22 protein-coding genes are annotated in these 23,725 nt (G+C 43.6%); 11 read left to right on the plus strand and 11 right to left on the minus strand.

Annotated elements, in window-relative coordinates:
• Positions 1-268 precede the first annotated feature (268 nt).
• The gene (locus tag FN815_RS16280) at positions 269-1,534 is read right to left on the minus strand and encodes a spinster family MFS transporter (protein ID WP_142455724.1); all 1,266 of its coding nucleotides are present in this window, start codon (positions 1,532-1,534) and stop codon (positions 269-271) included.
• A gap of 489 nt (positions 1,535-2,023) precedes the next feature.
• Here FN815_RS16280 and asd point away from each other — a divergent pair, with 489 nt between their 5' ends.
• Complete coding sequence (gene asd, locus FN815_RS16285) at positions 2,024-3,073, plus strand: aspartate-semialdehyde dehydrogenase (RefSeq protein WP_142455725.1); 1,050 nt, start codon at positions 2,024-2,026, stop codon at positions 3,071-3,073.
• 106 nt (positions 3,074-3,179) lie between these two features.
• On the opposite strand, the gene FN815_RS16290 is transcribed toward asd, so the two are convergent.
• Together FN815_RS16290 and FN815_RS16295 are read right to left on the minus strand one after the other, a co-directional pair.
• The gene (locus tag FN815_RS16290) at positions 3,180-3,575 is read right to left on the minus strand and encodes a hypothetical protein (RefSeq protein ID WP_142455726.1); all 396 of its coding nucleotides are present in this window, start codon (positions 3,573-3,575) and stop codon (positions 3,180-3,182) included.
• A 2-nt stretch (positions 3,576-3,577) separates the two neighbouring features.
• A complete protein-coding gene (locus FN815_RS16295) occupies positions 3,578-3,910 on the minus strand; it encodes a hypothetical protein (protein ID WP_246075334.1) in 333 nt (110 codons plus the stop codon).
• A gap of 327 nt (positions 3,911-4,237) precedes the next feature.
• Here FN815_RS16295 and FN815_RS16300 point away from each other — a divergent pair, with 327 nt between their 5' ends.
• The 3 genes from FN815_RS16300 to FN815_RS16310 all read left to right on the plus strand — a co-directional run bounded on the left by FN815_RS16300 (position 4,238) and on the right by FN815_RS16310 (position 11,544).
• Positions 4,238-9,958, plus strand: coding sequence for a lamin tail domain-containing protein (locus FN815_RS16300; protein ID WP_142455728.1), 5,721 nt, complete (start codon positions 4,238-4,240; stop codon positions 9,956-9,958).
• Between the two features lie 78 nt (positions 9,959-10,036).
• Positions 10,037-10,945: a YihY/virulence factor BrkB family protein gene (locus FN815_RS16305; RefSeq protein ID WP_142455729.1), complete on the plus strand. Its 909-nt coding sequence runs from the start codon at positions 10,037-10,039 to the stop codon at positions 10,943-10,945.
• Positions 10,945-11,544, plus strand: a complete 600-nt coding sequence (locus tag FN815_RS16310; protein ID WP_142455730.1) for a DNA-3-methyladenine glycosylase — start codon at positions 10,945-10,947, stop codon at positions 11,542-11,544. Before FN815_RS16305 ends, FN815_RS16310 begins: the two co-directional genes overlap by 1 nt.
• Before the next feature lie 63 nt (positions 11,545-11,607).
• Here FN815_RS16310 and FN815_RS16315 read toward each other — a convergent pair whose 3' ends face one another.
• Positions 11,608-12,120, minus strand: a complete 513-nt coding sequence (locus FN815_RS16315; protein WP_142455731.1) for a DUF4168 domain-containing protein — start codon at positions 12,118-12,120, stop codon at positions 11,608-11,610.
• Between the two features lie 305 nt (positions 12,121-12,425).
• Here FN815_RS16315 and FN815_RS16320 point away from each other — a divergent pair, with 305 nt between their 5' ends.
• From FN815_RS16320 to FN815_RS16330, 3 genes are all read left to right on the plus strand, one after another.
• Positions 12,426-13,031: a YceI family protein gene (locus FN815_RS16320; RefSeq protein WP_142455732.1), complete on the plus strand. Its 606-nt coding sequence runs from the start codon at positions 12,426-12,428 to the stop codon at positions 13,029-13,031.
• Between the two features lie 94 nt (positions 13,032-13,125).
• A complete protein-coding gene (locus FN815_RS16325) occupies positions 13,126-13,686 on the plus strand; it encodes a DUF6580 family putative transport protein (RefSeq protein WP_142455733.1) in 561 nt (186 codons plus the stop codon).
• A 43-nt stretch (positions 13,687-13,729) separates the two neighbouring features.
• Entirely contained in the window at positions 13,730-14,449 is a 720-nt protein-coding gene (locus tag FN815_RS16330) for an SDR family NAD(P)-dependent oxidoreductase (RefSeq protein WP_142455734.1), read from the plus strand.
• On the opposite strand, the gene FN815_RS19295 is transcribed toward FN815_RS16330, so the two are convergent.
• From FN815_RS19295 to FN815_RS16345, 3 genes are read right to left on the minus strand one after another with little or no spacing between them, the layout of a single operon-like run.
• Complete coding sequence (locus FN815_RS19295) at positions 14,450-14,590, minus strand: DUF2256 domain-containing protein (RefSeq protein WP_142455735.1); 141 nt, start codon at positions 14,588-14,590, stop codon at positions 14,450-14,452.
• Positions 14,591-14,630: 40 nt separating this feature from the next.
• Positions 14,631-14,891, minus strand: coding sequence for a DUF3253 domain-containing protein (locus FN815_RS16340; RefSeq protein ID WP_185957340.1), 261 nt, complete (start codon positions 14,889-14,891; stop codon positions 14,631-14,633).
• Positions 14,866-16,290 (minus strand): DASH family cryptochrome, encoded by a 1,425-nt coding sequence (locus tag FN815_RS16345; protein WP_142455739.1) that lies wholly within the window; start codon positions 16,288-16,290, stop codon positions 14,866-14,868. Before FN815_RS16345 ends, FN815_RS16340 begins: the two co-directional genes overlap by 26 nt.
• Positions 16,291-16,471: 181 nt before the next feature.
• On the opposite strand from FN815_RS16345, the gene FN815_RS16350 reads away from it, so the two are divergent.
• The gene (locus FN815_RS16350; protein WP_142455741.1) at positions 16,472-17,482 is read left to right on the plus strand and encodes an isocitrate/isopropylmalate dehydrogenase family protein; all 1,011 of its coding nucleotides are present in this window, start codon (positions 16,472-16,474) and stop codon (positions 17,480-17,482) included.
• 75 nt (positions 17,483-17,557) lie between these two features.
• Here the strand turns inward: FN815_RS16350 and FN815_RS16355 are convergent, their stop codons facing one another.
• Complete coding sequence (locus FN815_RS16355; RefSeq protein WP_142455743.1) at positions 17,558-17,887, minus strand: phage holin family protein; 330 nt, start codon at positions 17,885-17,887, stop codon at positions 17,558-17,560.
• Between the two features lie 73 nt (positions 17,888-17,960).
• On the opposite strand from FN815_RS16355, the gene FN815_RS16360 reads away from it, so the two are divergent.
• Positions 17,961-18,395: a GNAT family N-acetyltransferase gene (locus FN815_RS16360; RefSeq protein ID WP_142455745.1), complete on the plus strand. Its 435-nt coding sequence runs from the start codon at positions 17,961-17,963 to the stop codon at positions 18,393-18,395.
• Between the two features lies 1 nt (position 18,396).
• Here the strand turns inward: FN815_RS16360 and FN815_RS16365 are convergent, their stop codons facing one another.
• Both FN815_RS16365 and glmS read right to left on the minus strand, forming a co-directional pair.
• Positions 18,397-18,759 (minus strand): Hpt domain-containing protein, encoded by a 363-nt coding sequence (locus FN815_RS16365; protein ID WP_142455747.1) that lies wholly within the window; start codon positions 18,757-18,759, stop codon positions 18,397-18,399.
• Positions 18,760-19,165: 406 nt separating this feature from the next.
• Positions 19,166-20,998, minus strand: a complete 1,833-nt coding sequence (gene glmS / locus FN815_RS16370) for a glutamine--fructose-6-phosphate transaminase (isomerizing) (protein ID WP_142455749.1) — start codon at positions 20,996-20,998, stop codon at positions 19,166-19,168.
• Positions 20,999-21,091: 93 nt separating this feature from the next.
• Here glmS and FN815_RS16375 point away from each other — a divergent pair, with 93 nt between their 5' ends.
• Positions 21,092-22,306 carry a putative sugar nucleotidyl transferase gene (locus FN815_RS16375; RefSeq protein WP_142455751.1) on the plus strand — a complete coding sequence of 405 codons (1,215 nt, stop codon included), beginning with the start codon at positions 21,092-21,094 and terminating at the stop codon, positions 22,304-22,306.
• Here the strand turns inward: FN815_RS16375 and FN815_RS16380 are convergent.
• Positions 22,293-22,838 (minus strand): NlpC/P60 family protein, encoded by a 546-nt coding sequence (locus tag FN815_RS16380; protein ID WP_142455753.1) that lies wholly within the window; start codon positions 22,836-22,838, stop codon positions 22,293-22,295. The two genes, FN815_RS16375 and FN815_RS16380, sit on opposite strands and share 14 nt — an antisense overlap.
• 78 nt (positions 22,839-22,916) lie before the next feature.
• Between FN815_RS16380 and FN815_RS16385 the strand changes: the two genes are divergently transcribed.
• Positions 22,917-23,642, plus strand: a complete 726-nt coding sequence (locus FN815_RS16385) for a pyridoxine 5'-phosphate synthase (protein WP_142455815.1) — start codon at positions 22,917-22,919, stop codon at positions 23,640-23,642.
• The last annotated feature ends 83 nt before the right edge of the window (positions 23,643-23,725 follow it).

The following is a 23,725-nucleotide window of genomic DNA, read 5'->3' on the forward strand; positions in this document are numbered from 1 at the left end:
CCTATTCGAACATCTCACATCCCCCTGCAAATGAGCAAGCTCATTTCCGGTCCCTCTTCAAAGAGGGACTTCTCCTTAGTTATTTAGGATGTAATTCTAACACCTAAACTTGCTTATGTTTTAGCTCTCTTTTAAAAGAATTCTCCCTTTGAAGGGAGACCGCTTTGATGCTTCAGCATCAAAGCAGAGTATGTGGTATTAGGGTAACACAGCGTAATTCAAACTCTTTGCTCTTCTTATTACATACGGCTCAGCAAGTCGAGGCACATCACTCCTCAATAGCATCTTGCTGGTAATACTGCATGGCCTTCCAAAAACAAATCGTAGCCAGCACTCCGCAAACCGTAAACACAAGCAACAGTGCTTTGGAAGGACCATATGTGCCCGTAAAAACATGATCAATCATCCAGCCGGTGGCGGGTGGACCAATTCCAAAACCCACAATGCTAATCACAAATAGATACACGGCACCGGCCATTCCGCGCATGTCAGGTTTCACAAAATATTGGATGAGCGCCGCAGCCACGCCGTTATAGGAGGAAGAAATCACATTGGCCGTTCCCACTAATAAAAATGCCACCAGGGCCGACTCAGCCATCAACCCGAAAAAATAGAAGGGCAGTCCGCCCAGTGCGGCAACCATACCCATCACAAATCGTTTTTCTGGGCCCCATTTTGTAGCCAGTTTATCTGCCAGCCAGCCGGATGCATTGACACTCAACCCGGTTAAAAACATAAACCAGCCGTATTGCGCAATGAGCGAGGGAGTTTGAAAGGTGTCGTTCAGCACCGTGCCGATAAAAGCCAGAATGGTATACCCACTTAAGGCCAGCAAAGAAAATCCCGCCAAGTGATACTGAACAGCTTGTTTTCGCAGGATGAATTTCAGCACTTCAAAAAAGCGTAATGCCTGCACTCCCTCCCCTTTCTTTTTTCGGGAAGGTTCACGGATCAATAAAAACCCAATGATAGCCAAGAAAATACCGGGCCAGCCTACGGTTTTCATAGCCTGGCGCCAGTCGTAGGCTTCGGCCACGGAGCCGCCAATCAAAAAAGAACATCCCACCCCAATAAAAATCCCCGAAGCATAGACCGAAAACACCCGTGCCCTTTTTTCGGGGTGAAAATAATCGGCCAGCAATGAATACACGGCGGGACTTAAAGCAGACTGGCTCACTCCTACAAACAATCGCGCAGTCACCAAAAAGGCAAAAGAACTGGCGAAACCGCTGGCTACTGTCATCAGGCTCCAGATGAGCAATCCGGAAAGAATAATGCGCTTGCGGGAAAAGCGATCGGCGAACCATCCCATAAAAATGCCGCAGATGGCGTAGATGAGGGAGAACGCAGGTCCGTATAATACTCCGATTTGGGTATTGGTGAAACCCAGGTCATCCCGGATGGCCGTCCCCAAAACCGCTACGATCTGGCGATCTACAAAGCTGGTGATATAAATGAAAAATAGAAGCGCCAGCACCAGCCAGGCGTACCACTGCGGGAATTTGTTTTCAAATTTGCCGTAGAAAAATTTCATGGCTCAAAGATAGAATACTGATGGCTGGGATTGAAGAATCTTTTTTGATATGGTGATTAGGTGATATGGTAATTTTCTGATAAAGTAATTTAATGTTTTACAAACGTCTCCTTCCTTGGCGCTCCGAACCACCGGAGGCGTTAGGGAAGCCCCGAAATCGGGATAAAGTCAGGATGGGTTTAGAGCGAAAGGCTTTATGATTTTAACAGCAAATACAAGATCTTTTCAAGTTGTACTTGAAAAGCGCAAGTAATTAAAGGCTTAGCCTTCAGTCGGATGTAAAGATGGAACGTGGCATAGTTGATATGAATGCAAGGCACAGCCTTGCCGGACTTTTACTTTTGAAGTACAACTTCAAAAGATCTTATTGGATCATTTTTTAGCTTATTCACCAATCAAAAATTTCCTTGAGAAAAATTCTACATGAACGTGCCGAAATGTTTATTTTTTAGGCTCACTAAATTTTAAGTAAACACTCACTCATAAATCATGAAAGTTGGAATTCTTGGCGCAACAGGCGCCGTTGGACAAAAATTTATTCGCTTACTTCAGGGACATCCCTGGTTTGAAATTGAAGCGCTGGGCGCTTCAGAACGGTCTGCAGGGAAAAAATATAAACAGGCTGCCAACTGGATTGAAGACGTAGTGTTGCCGGATTACATCAAGGAAAAGACGGTTAAAAATTGCGATCCTGCTGAGTTTGAAGGCGTAGATTTTGTATTCTCCGGGCTCGATTCTTCCGTAGCCGGTGAAATTGAAAAAGCTTTTGCCGAAGCCGGATTTCCGGTAATTTCCAATGCCAAAAATTACCGTCAGGACCCTACGGTTCCCCTATTGGTTCCTGAAATCAACCCGGACCATATTGAACTCATCAAAACACAAAGCTTCAGCAAAGACGGCAGCGGCTGGATTGTAACCAATCCAAACTGCGTAGCAGTTCCCTTGTCGCTTTCCCTGAAACCACTGTATGATGCCTTTGGAATCGAAGCATTGATTCTTACCACCATGCAGGCTGTTTCTGGTGCGGGTTATCCCGGCGTTGCCAGTTTGGATATCCTCGGGAATGTGGTCCCTTATATTTCTGGTGAAGAACCTAAAGTAGGCCCCGAGACCCGCAAATTGCTGAGTGCGCTGAATGGCACCGATTTAGAATTACCGGAATTTCCCGTGCAGGCAACAGCCACACGTGTGCCTTCCATCAACGGACACATGATTTCGGTTACAGCCAAGCTGGAAAATCCTCCCGCTGATGTGGAAGAGCTTAAAGCGGCCTATCAGAATTGGAAAAACCCGATTGCTGATCTGGAACTGCCATTTGCACCAAAAAGCCTGTACAAGCTGCATGAGGAAGAAAAATATCCTCAGCCACGCTTACATGCCGACTGGGAAAACGGAATGCAACTGCATCTTGGCCGTATGAGAAAAGCCGAAGTGTTTGACGTTAGCTTCATTGCCATGGCGCACAACACCATCCGTGGTGCCGCCGGCGGAGCTATCCTGAACGCCGAACTACTGGTGAAGAAAGGATTTTTAGGTTAACTAACTGGTTACTGGTAAAATCTTTCTTTGTCTCAAAATTCAAAAGGGCGCAGTTATTGCGTCCTTTTTTTATTCAGAATTCTGAGTCCTGATTTCTGAATTCTTTCTACTCATCCTCCATATCATCCAGGCGCTGTTGCGACATGTAGAGATTGATCCTGGTCGAAAAACGAATAGCCTCGTTACGGTCGCGCCTTTTTATTTTTAGGGTGATTTTTCCTTGGTCACTTCCCGGCAAAGGCTCGAAAAAAGCCCACTGGTTAGCCACCAGAATGAGCTTTCCTCCGGTAAACAAGAAGCCTTTCTTGAATTGTATTCTTTTGATGTTATCTAACTGGATAGCAAATTTTGAAAGATTACTGATGCCGTTACCGTACATATCATACACTTTATACTCAAAAAGCAGCTCGGCATCCTGCACACTAATGACGCCCTTCACCTCTTTGACTTTCATCTCCAAATCAGAACTTTCATACATGGAATAGTGATAGGGAATACTCATAATTAGTCATCCAGCTCTTTAAGTTTTTGTTCTGATAATTGCAGATTCAGGTTCGACGAGATATCCGCTGCGATGTTCCGGTGTTTGCACTTCACTTTCAATACGCGTTCCGTCAAATCCTCGCCGGGTAAATCCCCAAAAGACCTGGCACTTTTACCATGCAGTATCAGCTTTCCGCTGAACCAGCCTTTCTTAAATTCCAGCATATCCAGCTCTTTTAAAGGTACTCTTTCCGTTCTCAAATCGGATTGATACGCCTCCACTACGGCGTCCTTTTTTTTGTATTCGAACACCAGTTCTTCTCCTTCCACGCGCAGGATTCCTTCCAATTTCATAAATCCGCCGTTCAAATTTTGTATGCTAAAAGGAAGACTCCTCATATTGGTCCCTGATTTTTAAGAAGTTAGTGAGTGATTGAAAAACTTATAAAAAAGTACAAAAAATCTGTAAGGACTTCCCATCTCATCGCTCTAACTAAACAGCTAACTAAAGATAGATAACTAATCATTGCCTTGAGAGTGCGAGTATTCGCATTCTTAATGTCCTTCCAGGGGTAAAAGGTGGAATATCCTTTTGCCCTCTTTTTTTATCTGTGATTTTTTCCTTCCTGCCAGACTGCAAAAAGCAGTTGATTTAATGGCTCCATAAAACTATTCTGAAGTATGAGAGCTTTTTGGGTACTGATACTATTTGCCATTCCGGGGATGGCAATCGCCCAAAGTGCCAATTTTGAAGATGGGTTTTCTGATAAAGATATTTCGGATTGGCTCGGGGATACCGGCGATTTCACCTTCACCGAAGAAAATGGAAACGTGCTGCTCCAGCAGGATGCAGACGGTTCTGGAAGTTCGTCCTTAAGTATCGCATCTGACCAGGTTACAGGCTATTGGGATTTTTTCATCCGGATGGACTTTGCGCCTTCCGCCAGCAATAAAACGGAAATCTATCTAATGAGTGATCGCCCCGATCTTTCTGGTGCATTAAATGGTTATAAACTGACGGGCGGAGAGAATGGCAGTGATGATGTATTTCGTCTATTCCGTGTAGATGGAGGGGCTGAATCAGAAGAAATTATAACTGGCATCACCAACATCAGCGCCGGTGGCGACTTTCTCGTAAAGGTAACCCGCAATTCTTCAGGCGACTGGTCTTTGGAAGTTGGTGAAGGATATGCCGGCATCTTAACACCCAATGGTTCCGGTACCGACAACACCTACAACTCTGCTTCCCATCTTGGATTTACCACGAGCTACACCTCCACCCGCGCCAATCTTTTTGCTTTTGATTTTAAGATTGAAATCCCACCACTCACAATTTCTTCTGTTGCCCTTTTTGACCCGTCCACTCTTGACGTGACTTTCTCGCGTGCAATCAATCACAGCACGGCATCTTCCGCTAATTTCACAGTTAATCCCGGCAACTCATCTCCCAGCTCGGTTTCCGAAGCGTCCGCATCCGTAGCCCGACTTTCCTTTCCATCCACTTTTGAAGGAGGAAGCTATCAACTTGAAATAAGCGGGATTGAAGACGCCGCCAACCAAACGACATTAGCTGACACCACTGTAAGTTTCGTAGTTTTTAATGAACCCCAACCAGACGATATCATTATCAATGAATTTATGAAAGATCCGCCGGATGGTGCTGCCGAGTATATCGAATTGAAAAATATATCTTCCCGCTACATCAATCTAAAAGACTGGCTTATCGGAGATAACAATTCCTTAACCAGTATTTCTACCACAGATCAACCAATACTGCCCGATGGATTTGTAGTGCTCAGTTCCGATACCTCTGCATTAAGCTCCTTTTTTGGAGAAGTTACCTATATCGATCTCTCGCTTCCGGCTCTCAATAATACCTCCGATCAAATACGATTATATGACAGTGAAGGCGTTATAGCAGATTCTCTGGCTTATACACCAGATTGGGGTGGATCGAATGTAGCGCTGGAGCGACGCAGTGCCAGTGTTTCAGCTACTTTTAAAGAGAATTGGGGTGAATCTCCTGCGGTCAATTTTGGTACTCCGGGATTCGAGAATCAGGTTTTTCCCGATGAAACTCCTCCGGAAATCATTGAGTTACTCATTCCCGATAACCAACGCTTGTTACTTAAGCTCTCAGAGCGGGTTGATGTAATGAGTGCTAAGAATGAGGATAACTACCAACTTAGTCAACAACCCGAGCCTGGCGTAAACCCGCCTCCATTGCCCTCCATTTCGTCAGTTCAGTTTTTATCACCCGATACTCTTCAAATTAGCCTGAGCCAGCCGTTACAAGAATATTCTGGTAGCTGGCAACTGCAGGCCGCTAACCTGACCGATATTTTTGGCAATGCCACACAAGAAGTAATTTCATTCAACTACTTTGATGTTTTCGAAGCCGAAACCGGACAAGTAGCAATTAATGAATTTGCATACGATCCTCCGCCTGGCTTTTCCGAATTTATTGAGTTGTATAACCATTCGGATAGCTCTTTCAATCTGCAGGGGTGGACCTTAAATGACAATACCGGGAACCGCCGAACCATTACGGATTCCCGCCGAATCATCCCCAAAAATAGTTTTATTCTCCTGGCACCCGACAGCACTCTTACCGAACTCTATCCTAGTCTACCGCTCGTTGATATGGGTAGCCGTTTTCCCGCCCTTAACAACAGCACCGATGCCATTGTAATACGAAATGCTAAGAGCGCAGTCATTGACTCCATCACCTATTTCTCAAGCTGGGGCGGCCGGGAAGCATCTTTGGAACGAAGAGAACCAAGCATATCGGGCAATTATGCAGAAAACTGGGGCAACTCTCCCGCACCAGAAAGTGCAACACCCGGAATAGCTAATGAAATTGAACTTGACCCGTTTCCGCCCTCTATTACAGCACTCAACGTTCTTGATCAGCAATCCCTGGAGGTGATACTCAGTGAACGTATTCAGGAAACGGAAGCTTTGGACAAAACCAATTATTCACTTACCACAGCCAGTAATTTTACTCCTCCCCCACTTGATCGAATAACTTTTTTCCCACCCGATACGGTTCTGCTTTCTTACTCAAACCCCTTCCCAAAGGCTTCTGTTGGTACTGAATATGAACTGCGTATTGAAAACCAAGCTGACGTATTTGGTAACCGGGCTTCTGCCTTAATGAAAAGCTTTTTGGCCATAGATATCGCCGAAGCAGATTCTGCAGAAGTTGTGATTAATGAATTTATGAATGATCCTCCCGAAGCCTACACAGAATTCATTGAGCTCCGAAATACGTCCGGTTTCAATTTTGATCTCCAAGACTGGACCTTGAATGATAACACGGGGAATCGCCAAGTTATTAGCGACAGCAGCTTCATTCTGCGCACCCAATCCTTTGCCTTGTTGCTGCCTGATAGTGCTTTACTAGAGCAATTCCCGGGCTTACCGGCCATTGTAATGGGCAACCGTTTCCCCTCCCTAAATAACAGTACCGATGCCATTGCCATCCGTAACAGCATGGGAGTGATTGTTGATTCTCTAACATATTTATCAGCATGGGGAGGAGACGAAGTGTCTTTGGAGCGCAGAAGTGCTGCACATAATCCCAATTTCAGTGAAAATTGGGGAGATAGTCCTGCCACTAAATTTGCCACACCCGGAACAGAGAATCAGATCGCCCCGGATACCAAAGCCCCACAATTGCTTTCTATTTCCACAACTGATGCTGATCAAATTAGACTCATATTTGATGAACGTTTGCTCCCCGGAGAAGCAGAGACTTTTGACAATTATCAACTCACTGCGGATATCCCTCCGAGCGAAATTCCCGGAATAACCTCTATTGAGTGGCTTCCTCCGGACACTGTATTTATCAATTTTAGATCGGAGCTTCCCCGTCGACCAGAAGGCACCTGGTACCAGCTTCAAATTACCAATCAAACGGACATTTTTGGAAATGTAGCCTCAATGATTACCGATTCACTGTTGATTATTGACTATACCGCTCCTACTGCCGGAATGCTTTTCATTACTGAGTTTATGTATGATCCTCCGGATGGGTCTACGGAATTCATTGAACTGTACAATGCCTCCGATAGCACACTCAATCTTCGGGGATTAACCTATAACGATCAATCATCAACCCGCAGGATTATCAGCGAAACTGATTTTGGCTTAGCTCCAAAAAGCTACGTAGTTCTCGCAACTGACAGTAGCTTACTAGAACAATTTCCAGATATGTCGTTACTTGCTTTGGGAAGTCGCTTTGCCTCCCTAAATAACACAACTGATGCCATCGTACTCCGAGGTCAGCAGGGATTGCTTTTAGATTCACTGACGTACTACTCGGATTGGGGTGGAAATAGTGTTTCCCTTGAACGTCGAAGTATCGCTCATAGTCCCAATTACAAAGCGAATTGGGGCAATTCTCCGGCGGCGTCTCTTGCCACCCCTGGATCTGCTAATGCTATCGAACCTGATACCAAGCCACCTACTGTATTATCCAGCCAAATCCTTTCCAGCAATTCGATTCAGCTGATCTTTAGCGAGCGAATTGATTCTGTTCAGGCTTTTCTTTTCCCTAATTATACTTTTGATCCAATGCTTGAAATGGAGGCCATCGAATACAAAGTAGACACGCTCGTGATCAATTTTAAAGGCTCCTTTGAAGACGGCCAAAGCTATCAACTCACTATTTCTAACCAACAGGACATTTTTGGTAATACCCTGGAAGAGACTGTAGAAACATTCACATTTACCCAGTTCTCGCCAGCTGTTGAATATGACCTGATTATTAATGAAATCCTTTACCGCAGAAAGCGGGCCGATTCTGAAGAGTTTGTGGAACTTTATAACCGTTCCGGTAAAAACATTAACCTCAGTGGCTGGACTATCTCGGATGCTACCGCCTCCACGACGATCCCTTCTGGAACTCAGCTAAGAAGCAACGAGTATCTGGTTTTCACGGATCATGAAAACTTTGCTCAATCTGGCGAAAACAGAATTCATCTTCCGGGTTTTCCATCTTTGAATGACGACGGAGATGCCATCACTTTGAAAACAACCGAAGGGGTACGTATAGATAGTTTATTCTACCTTGATGATGTTTGGGGCCCGGCAGAACAGGGTATTTCCCTGGAACGAAAACACCCGGATTCCCCCTCTAACGACGCCGCCAACTGGATGCTAAGCAACTCTGCTAACGGACATAGTGCAGGAATTCAAAATACTGCTTTTCAGCTTGATGAAAGTCCCCCTGAAGTTTTATTCGCCCGTTCTCAACCTAACCAGAAAATCTTTGTGGTATTTTCGGAGTTTGTTCAGCTTGATCATGCCGTATTTACTCTAAATGGCCAAACTGCTTCGCTTGAATCCTATCAACAAAATAATGCCAACATTGCGGTTATTTCAGGGGTAGACATTCCCGATCAGGAGGCCTTACAGTTGGCAATAACCAACATCTCTGATTTTGCCGGTAATCAGGTGAACCAACTTGCCATGGAAGTTGCACAACAGGTTGAACCCGGCCACCTCATCATCAACGAGATTCTATTCGACCCAATAGCCAATACCGATGACAACCTTCCCGATCAAGCCGAATACATTGAGTTGTACAACCCAAGAGATTATGCGATTTCCCTGGAAGGTGTTTTTTTGCATGATGAACCCGATGAGAATGATGAGGTACGCTCTATCTTCCCAGAAAATACTCAGTATCGGTGGATCCCGGCTAAGGGGTATGTTGTAATGTATGCTGAAGAGGAAAACCGGCAATTCTTAGACAGTAAACTGGCCCGGTACTTCGAGCTTTCAGGAGAGGATGAACATTTCTTCATGCTGATTAACCGTTCAAGCCTCAGCCTTTCCAGTACCGATGACGCCATTTACATCGCAGATAGTTCAGGAACCATTATCGATTCCGTTTTCTATGATGAAAGCTGGCACAATCCCAACTTGTATGATACAAAGGGAGTCTCCCTGGAACGCATAGATCCGGATAGCCCGGACAACAGTTCGTCAAACTGGAGCTCAAGTACCAGTGTAAGAGGAGGCACTCCTGGTGCACAGAATTCAATTTTTCAGCAAGCTGGGGCAACTCCCGAAACACAAGGACTTTCATTTACCCCCAATCCCTTTTCTCCGGATGAGGACGGTTTTGAAGATCACCTGTTTATGAATTATAGCCTGGAAAAGCCGGATTATCTTTTGAGGGTACGTATTTTTGACCGGTATGGGCGATTGGTCTGTACCTTAGCTGATGGACAACAAGCGGGCTTTGAAGGCTCACTGATCTGGGATGGGCTCACTGATGATCGCAAGAAAAACAGGGTAGGTATTTATATTATTTTATTTGAAGCTTACAACAGTGCAGAAGGTAAAAATGTAACTTTTAAAAAAACGATCGTATTGGCACGTAAATTCTGAAAAGATGTTATCTTAACCTTGGTTTGGAATTATCTGCAGTTCCTGCGAAGTTTAGCCAATAATTAATCGAACCTGATTGTGCAAAAACACAAAGAATTCTGGAAGCGAGTATTGAAGCTGGCTGGAAAGAAGGACATTTTTTTTAATGCCTCTGCCATCACCTTCAATTTATTTATCTGTGCTATTCCCTTTATCCTGATATTAATTTCCATCATTGGGTACGTACTCTCTATAGACGAAGCCTTCAACGAAATTGTACGTTACGGGCGTGAGTTTTTCCCAAGCTTCACCTACGAAACACAGACCAACGATATTTTCAGGGGAGCTATCACCATAGAAACCTTTTTACGTCCCCTGGTAGGCGCACGCCAGCTTTTTGGGATTATTGGTATTATTGTACTCATCTTTTTCACTCAGGGATTGCTCCATAGCCTTAAGCACGTGCTTTTTGATGTTTTTGATATCAAGGAACGTAAGCATCCCGTCATCGATGTGATTTATAACTTTTTCGGTTTTACGTTGATAGGTACCGTCTTCATCTTTTTTAGCTTGGCTATTTCCACTGTTTCTCTCTTTAACCTGAGTCAAATAGCTATTCCTTTTACCGAAATTGTAATTGAACTCCCCTGGATTTACGATTTCCTGAATCTTCTCCTTCCTATTATTGTAGCCTTTTTTGTGCTTTATGTGGTATTCCGCTTTGTAAGTGAGCGCCGGATTAAGCCCAAAGTTGCCCTCATGGCCGCACTCACCTATACCGTATTATTCGAGATAGCTAAATTTGGTATAAGCATGTATCTGGAATACGCTTTTGCCACCTACCGGTACTTTTATCAGGGATACACTATTCTCATCCTTTTGGGTATTTGGACCTTTTACACGGCCCTGCTATTTGTGATAAGCGCAATTATGGCCCGGGCCTACAAAGATGTTTTCCTCAAGAAAGAGCCTTCATTTGAAGAAAATCCCTACACTGCCATATCCTGATGCCAAAAAAATTGCCCCGCTCTTTTTATGAACGTGACGATGTGGTACAGATCAGCCGTGAGTTAATCGGCAAAGTACTATGTACAAATTTTGATGGCGTTGTAACCTCGGGGATCATAACTGAAACAGAAGCCTATAACGGGCGCACTGATCGCGCATGTCATGCCTATCCCGAAGTACGCACAAAGCGCACCGAGACGATGTACGGAGCTCCCGGACACGCCTACGTATATCTTTGTTATGGTATTCATCATCTTTTCAACATAGTCACTAATCAGGAAGGCCTGGCCGATGCCATTTTAGTTCGGTCTTTACAACCTGTTGAAGGGATAGATAAGATGCTTGAACGCCGAAACAAGGAAAAAGCAGCTCCGGTGATTACAAATGGCCCGGGCAAATTGTCTCAGGCACTTGGCATCACCACTGACTATGATAAAACCGATTTAGGCGGAGATACTATTTGGATTGAAGACCGTGGGCTTGAGCAAGACAGTCAAGCTATAGAGGCAAGTACACGAATTGGAGTAGATTACGCCGGCGAACATGCTAAACTACCCTGGCGTTTTACCCTGAAAAACTCGGATTGGATTAGTAAATAACGGGCATAAAAAAACCCGGTAATAAATACCGGGTCGTAAATTCAACATCAAAGGGATGGATAGTTAATTCTCAGAACCGCCTTCTTCGCCTTCGCCGTTAATTTCTTCGAAGCGTTCAGCTACTTCAGGATGTGCTTGAATAGATTGTGCTACGCGTTGAAAACGCTGTACAGTCATTCCTTCTTCCTGGATAGTTTGCATGTATTGTTGCTGAGCTTCTTGTCCAACCTTCATCAGTTCCGGTTGTACTGTTTCCAATTTCTTTTGCTCTTCTTCAGTAATGTTTACTTGTCCAGCCATTTGTGGATTTCGCTGTGCCATGGCAATTTGCTGAAAGCGAGAAAATTCCATCCCTTGTTCTTCCACAATAGCTCTCACTTTTTCATCAGCTTCCTGCTGAATGCTCTGTGCAGCTGTAGAAATATCTGATACCATCTGCAGATCTTCATCAGAAACCTCTTCTGGACTCAAAGGTTGAGGTTGTTGTGGCATTTGTTGTTGCTGGGCAAAGACTGAGGCTGTACCAAAAACGACTCCCAACGCAATTACGAATGTATATCGCAGTAAATTTTTCATGATTTATAGTCAAAATATTTAAGTGTAAGATTTATACCGATGTAACTAACATCCTTTTCTGTACTAATGCAAACTTAAATTCGGCCGGAATGTTCTATTTTTTTTCATCTTTAACAGCTTGTTACAATAAAAAGGCCCTTTTCATCCCTCCGGATTTCTCTTGTACTGCCCATTGTCGCTTCTGTTAAATAAAAGAAATCAAAAAAGCTTTAATATTAAATGAATTTTTTATTCTTGCCGATTGTTGTCCCGATAACTTTCGTCAATTAAATAAATCAAAAATTAAACAGAAGTACATCAAGAACATGAAAGTATTAAATCGAATTACATCTATTTTAGCTATTGGTATTTTTGCCATTTCAACTATGGCTGTTGCCAAATTTGCTGCAACCTCCTGGGACATTGACAAGGCACATAGTGCTATCAATTTTGAAGTGACCCACTTTTTCACCCCGGTAAACGGAACATTTGAAAGCTACAATAGCACAATCAACTTTGATCCTGAGAACCTCGAGGAAAGCTCTATTAATGTTGAAATTGATGTGAGCAGCATCAATACAAGAAATGAGCGACGTGACAACCACTTGCGCTCTGCAGATTTTTTCAACGCTGAGAAATGGCCACACATTACTTTCACCAGCAACACCATTGAGAAAACTGGTGAGAATGAATTTGTAGCCAAAGGCACACTCACAATTAAAGAAACAGAACAAGAAATTGAGCTCCCATTTACACTCCTGGGTATCACCGATAACCCAATGAAAGAAAACACTTTGGTAGCGGGTATCACTGCTTCCACCATGGTAAATCGTGGAGATTATGAGGTAGGTACCGGCGACTGGGCTTCTGACACCGTTATTGGTGATGAAGTAACCGTTGATCTGAATCTGGAGCTGAACGCGGAAAAATAATTCCAAAATTCACCTAATTTTTAAAAAAGCATCGTTTCATTGAGACGATGCTTTTTTTATTTTAACAACTCATACAAAGCACCTACCAAAGACCATGAAAAATAAACGATTCTTAGTTCTATCCGGATTCATAGTAATAGCAGCACTCTCACGGATCGTACCCCATCCTTATAACTTTGCTCCCATTGGAGCAATGTCTATTTTCGGAGCAGCTTATTTTACTGATAAAAAATTCTCCTTTTTGCTGCCACTTGCCGCTATGTTTGTGAGTGACTTGCTGGTTAACAACCTCCTATATGCTAATTTCTATGGAGGATTTGTTCTATTCACTCCCGGTTTTTGGTGGATGTATGGCTCTATCGCCTTAATTGTATTGGCAGGCATTTTCATTCTCAAAAAAGTAAATACCAAAACTGTGATTGCTGGTAGCCTCAGTGCTTCCATCATCTTTTTCCTGGTTACCAACTTTGGAGCCTGGTTAGGAAACCCTATCTACCCGCAAGGACTTGAAGGACTCTTTATGAGTTACGCCGCAGGTATTCCCTTTTTCCATTATACCGTTTTAGGTGATCTGGTATACTCTGGCGTGATGTTTGGAGCTTTCGAATATGCCCGTAGTAAAACCCCGGCCCTGCAAACGGTTTCCACCCGATAGTACCGGGCTGTTGGTCTTCTGAATCAGAATTCCACCCTCTGTCATGAAAAAGATACTTATTACCGGAGCAACCTCAGGTATCGGAAGAGAACTGGCTCTGCAATATGCCCAACAGGGGCATAAAGTAGCGATGGTAGGTCGCCGTACGGAGCGTCTGGAGGAATTAAAAGATCAGATTGGGGATCAGGCATTCATTCATACCCTGGACGTTACAGACCACGAGAAGGCTGAACAAGTGTACCAACAGTTGATTGACGAAATGGGTGGCCTGGATGTGATGATACTGAATGCAGGTATGGGGCGCATTCAGATGTTGCCACCCTGGGAGTCTGAGTCCAAGCTCATTGAACTCAACGCACTGGCTTTTGCCCACGGTTGCCATTTTGCCTTCGATTATTTTAAAAAGCAGGGGCATGGACAGATCGTTGGAATGTCATCCATGGCCGCTTTATTAGCTCACCACCGCGCAGCTGCTTACACGGCCTCTAAGCATTTTATCGCCAACTATATGACCAGCTATCGCCAAAAGGCAAAGCGGGTACCTGCTGACATTACGGTAACTGAGATCAGGGCAGGCTATATTTGGACAGAAATGACTGAGCGGGCCAGAGGCATGTTTTGGGTGGCATCAACGGAAAAAGCAGCCGAACAGATGATCAAGGGGATAGAGAAGGGAAAAAACATCTTTTACGTAACAAAACGCTGGCGAATATTGGCCTGGGTGGCCAAACTTGTTCCTGAATGGATTTGGAACCGTATTTGACTATTTATTCCGTCGGCAACGCTCACTGCAGTATTTCAGATTTTTCCATTCTTTTTCCCATTTTTTTCGCCATTTAAATGGACGTTTACACACCGGACAAATCTTCTCCAGAAGATCTGATTTTTTGACGGTCTTGGCCATGAGTTTATTACGCTGAAACCTCTCTTAATCAAAAAATTTTCTACTTCCTTTCATCCACAATGGAAAGCCGGATGGGCCCCTTTGCTTTATCCAGTTTGATTTCTTTTCCTTTTTGAGTGATACTGATGAGCCTTTCACTTTGCAACTCCCCTGCCGCTGTTCGTACGTCGTCCACATGATCTTTCCATACATCAGAAAATAAGTCTTTAGTGACTTCTGAAGGACATACTGATTTTTCCGGACCTCTTTTTTTTGTGAAGGTCAGGATGCGATTTTTAATCTCTTGTTTTGATTTCTTCATAACTTTCATCCAGGTTTATCATAGGTTTTGGGTATTCATCTCCAATCTTTACGTCAAATAACGTCTGTTGTTCGGGGGTCATTTTATGGGGTTCGTGAATGAATTCATCCGGCACACCTTCCAACTCCGAGACCCAGGTACGCACATAGTCTCCGTCCGAATCATATTTCTGAGCCTGATTGACGATGTTGAAATACCGATTACGGGGATCATGTCCAACCGTCGCATTGTAAGCCCAATTTCCATAATTGCTACAGGGATCATAATCCAACAGCAGAGATTCGAAGTATTCAGCTCCCATCCGCCAGTCAATATTTAAGTTTTGAGCCAGGAAACTCGCAACATTCTGCCGCCCCCTGTTGCTCATATACCCGGTGGCATTGAGCTCTCTCATGTTAGCATCAATAAAAGGAATTCCTGTATTACCTTCAGCCCATTTTTTAAATCGATCTTTATCATGAGACCAATCTCTTTGCTTAGCCTGGATTCCGGAAGGCCAAAATATCTTATCTCCATGCTTCCAGGCTGAGAATCGGAAATAGTCTCGCCATATTAATTCAAAGATCATCCAGTATGTAGATACATTCTTTTTGCGCTGTTCCTCGTACTTATTAACCTCCCAGTAGATTCTGCGTGGCGAAAGGCTGCCATTAGCCAGCCATGGAGAAAATTTTGAGGAATAATCCGCACCTAATAAACCATTCCGAGTAAACTTGTAATTCTTGAGATGATCTCCTTCCCAAAAATATTCTTGTAACCGTTCCAGCGCGGCTTTCTCCCCGCCTTTAAAATCAAGCACAGCCCGGTCATCCTGTTCTTTTTCAGACAACCCCAGTTCTTTCAGGCTGGGAATATCACCAACCTCTATGCCATCCACCAATTTAGCTTTAGTTGGTTGCTCATATTCTTTCCGGACTTTAGCTTCTTTTTCTGTCTTTTTGCGATAGTTAGTAAAAACATCCGGTATCTCGTTTTTTGAATATGGAATATCATTGATATGAAATAATGTACTCTCCCAGGTAAAACTCAACTTGTCACCAAGCCGGCTTTTTAGCTTTTCCTCAATATCAATTTCTTCACGGGTGATCTCTTTAGGAATGAATACTACATCAACATCATACTTCTCAACCAAGTCCGGGATAACTTCTTCGGGCTTATCCCTGCGTACTACCAAGTCGCACCCAATATCTTGCAAACTTGATTTAAGATCCTCAAGAGACTCAATCAAAAACTGAGCCCGAAGGGAACCTGTTTTTGGGAAACCAAATGAGGTGTTACCAAAATGCCTTGGGTCTACGCAGTATAGCGGGATCATCTCATCTGCCTGGCATGCCTTGATTAAGGACTCATTATCATGAATCCGTAAATTATTTCGAAACCAAATTATCGCTCGTGTCATATATAACTCCTTTGCAGATGGAAGTTATTTCAAAGAGGATTCATTCCCGGAATCAGAAATTTGAAAACTTCAGTATTCATTCCTCAAGCTGAATAAAACCGCTTTTGGCAGGCATCACATTTGGATTACAAAATCAATATATTTAGCACTAATAAACCTAAAGCGCTAAACAAATCTTTGCATGAAAAACGTTGTGTTAATTCCCGGTGATGGGATTGGATCTGAAATCACGAATTCTGTAACAACCATACTTGAAAAAGCCGGTGCAGAAGTAAATTGGGTTGAAAAGTCAGCTGGCTTGAAAGCCTATGAGGAAACAGATAATCCCCTCCCGGATGATACTGTAGAGGCCATAGATGAACATAGAATTGCTCTAAAAGGCCCGCTTACCACACCTGTTGGTTCCGGTTTCAGATCGGTAAATGTAGCGCTTCGCCAAAAGTTTAACCTGTATAGCAACATTCGTCCAGCCCGCACGCTCCCAAGTATTGACACCCCTTTCAGAGACGTGGACATGGTTCTTTTCCGCGAAAATACACAGGGACTTTATATTGGCAAAGAACAATGGGTTGAAGAAGCAGATAAAGAACGCCACTCTGAAGCCATTGCGGTAGTAACTGAAAAGGCCAGCGAGCAAATTATCCGCGCTGCATTTGAGTACGCGGTTAGAAATGAGCGTAAGAAAGTTAGTCTCATACACAAGGCCAATATTCTGAAATTAACCACCGGCTTGTTTCTTGAAGTTGGAAAGCGGGTTGCCGAAGATTATCCGGATATCCAGTTTGAAGACCTGATTGTAGACAACATGGCCATGCAGATGGTGATGCGTCCACAGCAATTTGATGTAGTGGTAACCACTAACCTTTTCGGTGATATCCTCTCTGACCTGGCTTCTGGCCTCGTAGGCGGACTTGGTGTAACCGGTGCTGCAAATATCGGTGATGACGCCGCAATGTTTGAAGCCGTTCACGGTTCCGCTCCCGATATTGTAGGCAAAAATATTGCGAATCCCCTGGCCTTGCTGTTTTCTTCTTTGATGATGCTGGAGCATATTGATCAGCACCAGGTAGCTGAAAACATTCGAAAAGCTATTTATAAGACACTGGTAGAGAAGAAAGTATACTGCACGCCAGATATTGGTGGTAAAGGTACCACATCAACCTTTACACAAGCTATTTGTGATAATATCTGATAGCTCATAAGCTTATCAATAATATTATAAAGGCTGCCTTAGAGCAGCCTTTTTTATTGAATAGGATTTTTGCTATCAGCCGAACAATGAAGTAAGAATCCAGCTTATGATTGACATCACCAAGCCAAAAGCCAGCGCCCATCCAAAGCTTTTAACTTTAAAGGAATCAATTATGGCATCCACAAGCATGATAAGCAAGGCATTTATCACCCATACAAACAATCCAAAGGTGAGAATGGTAATTGGTAAGCTCAGGATTACCAGTACCGGTTTTATGAATACATTTACCAGAGCCAACACAGCAGCTACTAAAACCGCACTCCAAAAGTTTTTTACTTCCACGCCATTCAGTAATTTAGCCGTCACATAAACTGAAACGCTATTTAATATCCAAGCCCAAATCATAGATTCATTATTTAGTTAATGGTCGAAGCACTGTACGATAGTATTTCAAAAATGTTTAACACTACCCGAAATCATGGAAATAATATACTCATCCTTCAATGATTTAACATCTCAACAGCTCGAAGATGCCTTTGCCCTCCGGCAGAAGGTATTCATCATTGAGCAAGAGTGCTTCTACCCTGATATTGATGGGTACGATGCCCAAGCAACTCACCTGTTCTTTTATGACGACCAAAAGTTAGCAGCTTATTTGCGGATTTTTAAAAAGGGAATCAAATATGAACAAGAAGCCAGTATCGGCAGAATTGTAGTAGATCCGGAATATCGGAGAACCGGTCTGGGACCAAAACTGATAAACAAAGGTATTGAGCTCTGTGGAAAGGAACCTATTCGGATTGAAGCTCAGGCTGCCTTAGTAGATTATTACGGTACTTTAGGTTTTACCCCAAAAGGTGACGTTTATATTGTGGATGGTATAGACCATATACAAATGACTTATCCGGATTAAATTAACTTTTTCTGGATATCTCCCGCTTTACCTCATCCAGTTCAATCAATGCATCCTCATACCCCTTCTCTATTGCTTTGATGAGAGCAGGAATTTCATCTAAATGTTCTTCGTTCTTTGCATGATCTTCTATTTGCTGGGCTTTGGCCTTTAATTCTTCCAATCCTACATAAGACAAAGTCGGCTTTATTTTATGAGCTGCTGCTCTAAGTTCAGGAAATTTATCAGCCTCAAAGGCTTGCCGGATATCACGAAGCTGCCTGGGAGTTTCCTCAATAAATAAATCGATCATTTCCCTGATTACTCCAAAATCCCCGTCTGTAATCTCTGTGAGATACGTAAAGTCTGTCTGTCTTCTTCTCATATTTTTTATGTGATAGTGATACCTCTCAATTCAATAATGATTATAAAATTGAACCCAAAGAGAAGAAATGCGAATTAAAATTCCCCAAAAATATATACGAAATGTACACCTCACCACGAGGTTTATAAAATCCAAATTGTAGCGTCGAATATCAGCCTGTAAAAATTACAATACCTACCAATACCAATACTACGATTTTAAAGATCAATGCCTTCCAATTTTTCATTGCTATGTATGTTTATTTGCTAACCGTTCTGCAATTGGATAGAACGAAATATTTTGGAAAGAAGCAAGTTATCCACAACTATTTATTAAAATTTTTTAATCTAAAAACCCTAAAACCCGCAGATACAGCCCCTTTTTTACAATTCATTGCACTTTTGCACAATTTATCCACATAAAAAGGTTATTCCACCGTAACACTTTTTGCAAGGTTTCTTGGCTGATCAACATTGCATCCACGGTTTACAGCAATGTAATAGGAAAGCAGCTGTAATGGGATCACTGAAACAAGCGGTGAAAACACATCCATCGTCTCAGGTATGATGGTTGTGAATTCCGCCAAATCTGCCACTTCGGTATTTTCAGAAGTAGAAATGGCAATGATGCGTCCTTTCCGTGCCCTAACCTCTTCGATATTGCTGATCATTTTGTCATTGGTATGATGGGTTGCCGCAATTACCACCACAGGCATCATCTCATCAATAAGTGCAATGGGACCGTGCTTCATTTCAGCAGCCGGATATCCTTCAGCATGGATATACGAAATCTCTTTGAGCTTTAGGGCTCCCTCCAATGCAACAGGGAAGCTGTAGGAGCGTCCCAGGTACAAGAAATTGGGAGCATAGGAAAACAGGTTTGAGATCCTTTGAATTTCTGTGGTATCCTCTAATACTTCTTCAATTTTAGCAGGGATTCTGGACAGTTCCGTAATTAATTCTGTGGCTCGAGTTTTGGTGATGGTGCCTTTCTCGAGCCCAAGCTTTATTGCCATCATGGTAAGCACGGTTACCTGAGCCGTAAAGGCTTTGGTGGATGCGACTCCGATCTCAGGCCCTGCGTGAATATAAACCCCCGCATCGGTTTCCCGGGCTATGGTTGATCCCACCACATTCACTACACCCAGTACCAATGCGCCACGGGCTTTGGCTTCCCGCAAGGCTGCCAGGGTATCCGCCGTTTCCCCACTTTGGGAAATGGCAATCATGACGTCTCCCTCTCCAATCAAGGGCTCTTTATATCGAAATTCGGAGGCGTACTCTACTTCAACCGGTACTTTAGCCAGGTATTCAAATAAATACTCCCCCACTAAGCCTGAGTGCCAGCTGGTTCCACAGGCTGCTATCACCACCCGTTTGGCATTTACCAGTTTATCCATTACATCTTCAATGCCACCGAGCGTTATGGTACCATCCTCAGAATTGATGCGTCCCCTCAGACAATCAGATATCGCTTTAGGCTGTTCAAAAATCTCTTTCAGCATAAAATGATCGTACCCACCTTTCTCGATCTCCTCAAGACTCAAGGCCAGTTCGTGCACTTCTTTTGTAAGCTCTATCTGATTGGCGGATTCAACGGTATACCCCTCTTTAGTGATGACGGCTAGCTCTCCGTCATCCAAGTAAACCACCTTGTCGGTGTAAGCGGCAACTGCGGAGGCATCCGAAGCTATAAGCATTTCGCCTTCACCAACACCAATTAATAATGGAGAGCCTTTTCGAGCCACCACTATTTGATCCGGATAATCCGAATGGACGATCGCTATTCCATAGGTTCCTTCTACCTGGTGTAGTGCATGCTGCACTGCCTTTTTAAGGGACCTATTATCCTTCACTAAAAAGCTCTCAATTAGCTTTGCTACCACCTCGGTATCGGTTTGGGAGTAAAACTCGTACCCCTGGTCTGTAAGCTTCTTTTTCAGGGTTCCATAATTCTCAATAATGCCATTGTGCACCAAAGCCATTTTCCCATTCTGGCTGGTATGCGGATGCGAATTTATATCATTAGGTTCACCATGCGTTGCCCAACGTGTATGGCCTATACCGATTTGTCCGTTCTGAGCGGAGGTCACCATTTTCTCAAGGTTCGAAACTTTTCCTTTGCCCTTCTTCACTTCAAGTTTGCCGTTCAAAACAGCAATTCCAGCCGAATCATAGCCCCTGTACTCAAGTCGTTTTAAGCCTTCAATAATAATTTTACTGGCCTGCTGATCACCTATATAACCTACAATTCCACACATGGTTGATTCGCTCTAATATTATTTTTTTTGATTCAGATAATGCTTAAATATAATGCCTTGGCAAACGAATAACGATTACGATTTTATCGAGTTATGGCTCATCAAACTGCAAAAACCGTCTGTTTCTTTACCGACCAAAAATCTCAAAAGTTCCGTCCATTGACCCTTACCCGGCCAATGGACGACTTAAGGCTTGGTATCTTTACAATCCGCGAAAAATGGATGCGCACTTTGCAAGTAAATCGCTATAGCCGGCTCCTTCCTGATCACTTAGATGGTGTTTTCGATATTGGCACTTCTGCCTCTGACGAGGCCTGCTTATGGGTGAACTCCCGGTTTTTACCGTCTCAACAACTTCAAGGAGCTATCCTCAAGTTAAAAGAGGGCGAAAAACTCACCTTTAACAACGAAACCATTGCAGCACTGGCAGACAAGAAAACATCTGCCATCATGCATAAGAAGAAGTCCTTTAACGATTCTTATTTTACTCCCATAAAATTAAAAGAAGCCATCCACCTGGAACATCTCTGGGATCTGCTGCCTCTGAACGCATATGAGACCGAGAAAGATCTGGCACTGACTCAGTTACAACCGCTATCCGAAACAAATATTTCATTGCCAGATGTCATAACCAGTCATCCCGAAAATATTTATATAGATGAAGACGCAGATATTGAGCCGGGCTGCGTATTAATAGCCAAGGATGGCCCAATCATCATACAAAAAAAAGCCACATTAGAAGCGGGCTGCATTGTTCGCGGCCCTGCAGTAATTGGTACGGGAGCTACGGTAAAAATGAAAGCCCGCATTTATGACGGAACTACAATCGGCCCTGTCTGTAAAGTGGGAGGTGAAGTAGCCAACTGCATTTTCCATTCTTATTCCAATAAAGGGCACGATGGTTTTACAGGTAACTCTATTTTTGGACAGTGGGTGAATATCGGGGCCGATACCAACACCTCAAATTTAAAAAACAACTATAGTCCGGTACGAATGGCCGACTGGGCAAGCAAAGAAGAGATTGAAACCGAAGCTCAGTTCCTGGGTACCGTAATGGGCGATCACTCCAAAACTGCCATTAACACGATGTTAAATACCGGCACTATTTGTGGCGTAAGCTCCAATATCTTCATGGCAAATTTTCCTCCCAAATATATCCCTTCCTTCTCTTGGGTAGGTGAAACTGATTATAGTGTTTATAAGTTTGACAAAGCACTGGAAGCCATGCGTGCCATGATGAAGCGCCGGGATAAAGAGGTAACCGATGCTTACGCAGCTATGATGGAATACCTGTTTAAGAATCGCTGAGAACACGCCGGGCGGTCAGATAAGTTTCCTCCCAAAATTTATGAGAGAGATCCGAGGTAGTTACTCCGGAGGTTGTGGAAGCGTGTAAAAACAACTGCTCATCCATCATCACCCCAACATGAAAAGTACGCCGGCCTGTTTTAAAGAATACCATATCCCCCGCTTTAAGTTGTGATTTTGATACAGGCGTTCCCACGTCGAGTTGTTCTTTTGTTGTGCGGGGAATTTTTTTCAGCAGATAATCTTCAAATATTACCTGCATAAAGGCTGAACAATCAATGCCCTGATAGCCGGAACCTCCCAACAGGTAAGGAACTCCTTTCCAATCTTTGTAGGCAAGCTCGAGGAAATCTCTAACCTGAGATTGTTCCGTTGTTTCCGAAACGGCCGCAGCTCTTGAGGGCTTGGCAGGTGCTGTTTCTTCGGTTTCAGCTGCAGATTCCTCCACGGTACCCCGCTTTACGGTGCCACAAGCTGACAGAAAAATCCCGCCCAGGATGATACCTGCAAATATGATTACTCTTTTTCTCATTCCGTCTGATTTAGTGACCTGTAAATATACGTGGATATGCTTACTTTTGAAGTTCAATCCGCTAAAGAAAAATATCCTATGAAATTACTCGTGAATATTGATCATATCGCAACCTTACGGAATGCCCGTGGAGAAGGCTACCCGGATCCCGTAGAAGCAGCCCGCGTATGTGAAGAAGCAGGGGCTGCCGGCATCGTATTTCATCTTCGTGGAGACCGCAGGCATATACGGGATCAAGATGTGTCCCGACTGAAAGAACACGTGCGGGGTAAACTGGATTTTGAGATGTCTGCGTCTGACGAGATGCTTGAAATTTGTACCGAAGTGAATCCACACTTATGCACCCTGGTCCCTGAAGGCCGCGAAGAATTAACTACAGAAGGTGGTTTAAAAATGGCCACTGTGTATGATGATTATGAGAAACGCGTATTTCCCAAATTGCGTGAGACCGATATTGAGATCAGCCTGTTTCTGGACCCTAACCCCGAAGACATAGAGCTGGCTCATAAATTGGGTACCGATGCCATAGAACTGCACACCGGTACTTTTGCGAATGCTGAGCCCGGCAAGCAACAGCATGAACTTACCCGTCTTCGCAAAGCCGCCAATATGGCCAATGATCTGGGCATAAAAGTAAATGCCGGGCACGGCTTGAACCTGGACAAACTTCCAGATTTGTTGGAAACCATTACCGTACTGAATGAAGTAAGTATCGGACACGCTCTCATCAGCAAATCTATTTATTGGGGACTTGAACGAACGGTAAAATCCTACCTGGAAATCATTGAAGATTTCTATGGCTAAACCCGGCGTTATCAATTGCCCTGTCATTTTCATACCATAAAAGCCTCACTTCCAACAGATTCAATCTAAAATAGCTTTCTTAC

The sequence above is a fragment of the Gracilimonas mengyeensis genome (genome assembly GCF_900182705.1).
GTDB classification, from domain to species: Bacteria; Bacteroidota; Rhodothermia; order Balneolales; family Balneolaceae; genus Gracilimonas; species Gracilimonas mengyeensis.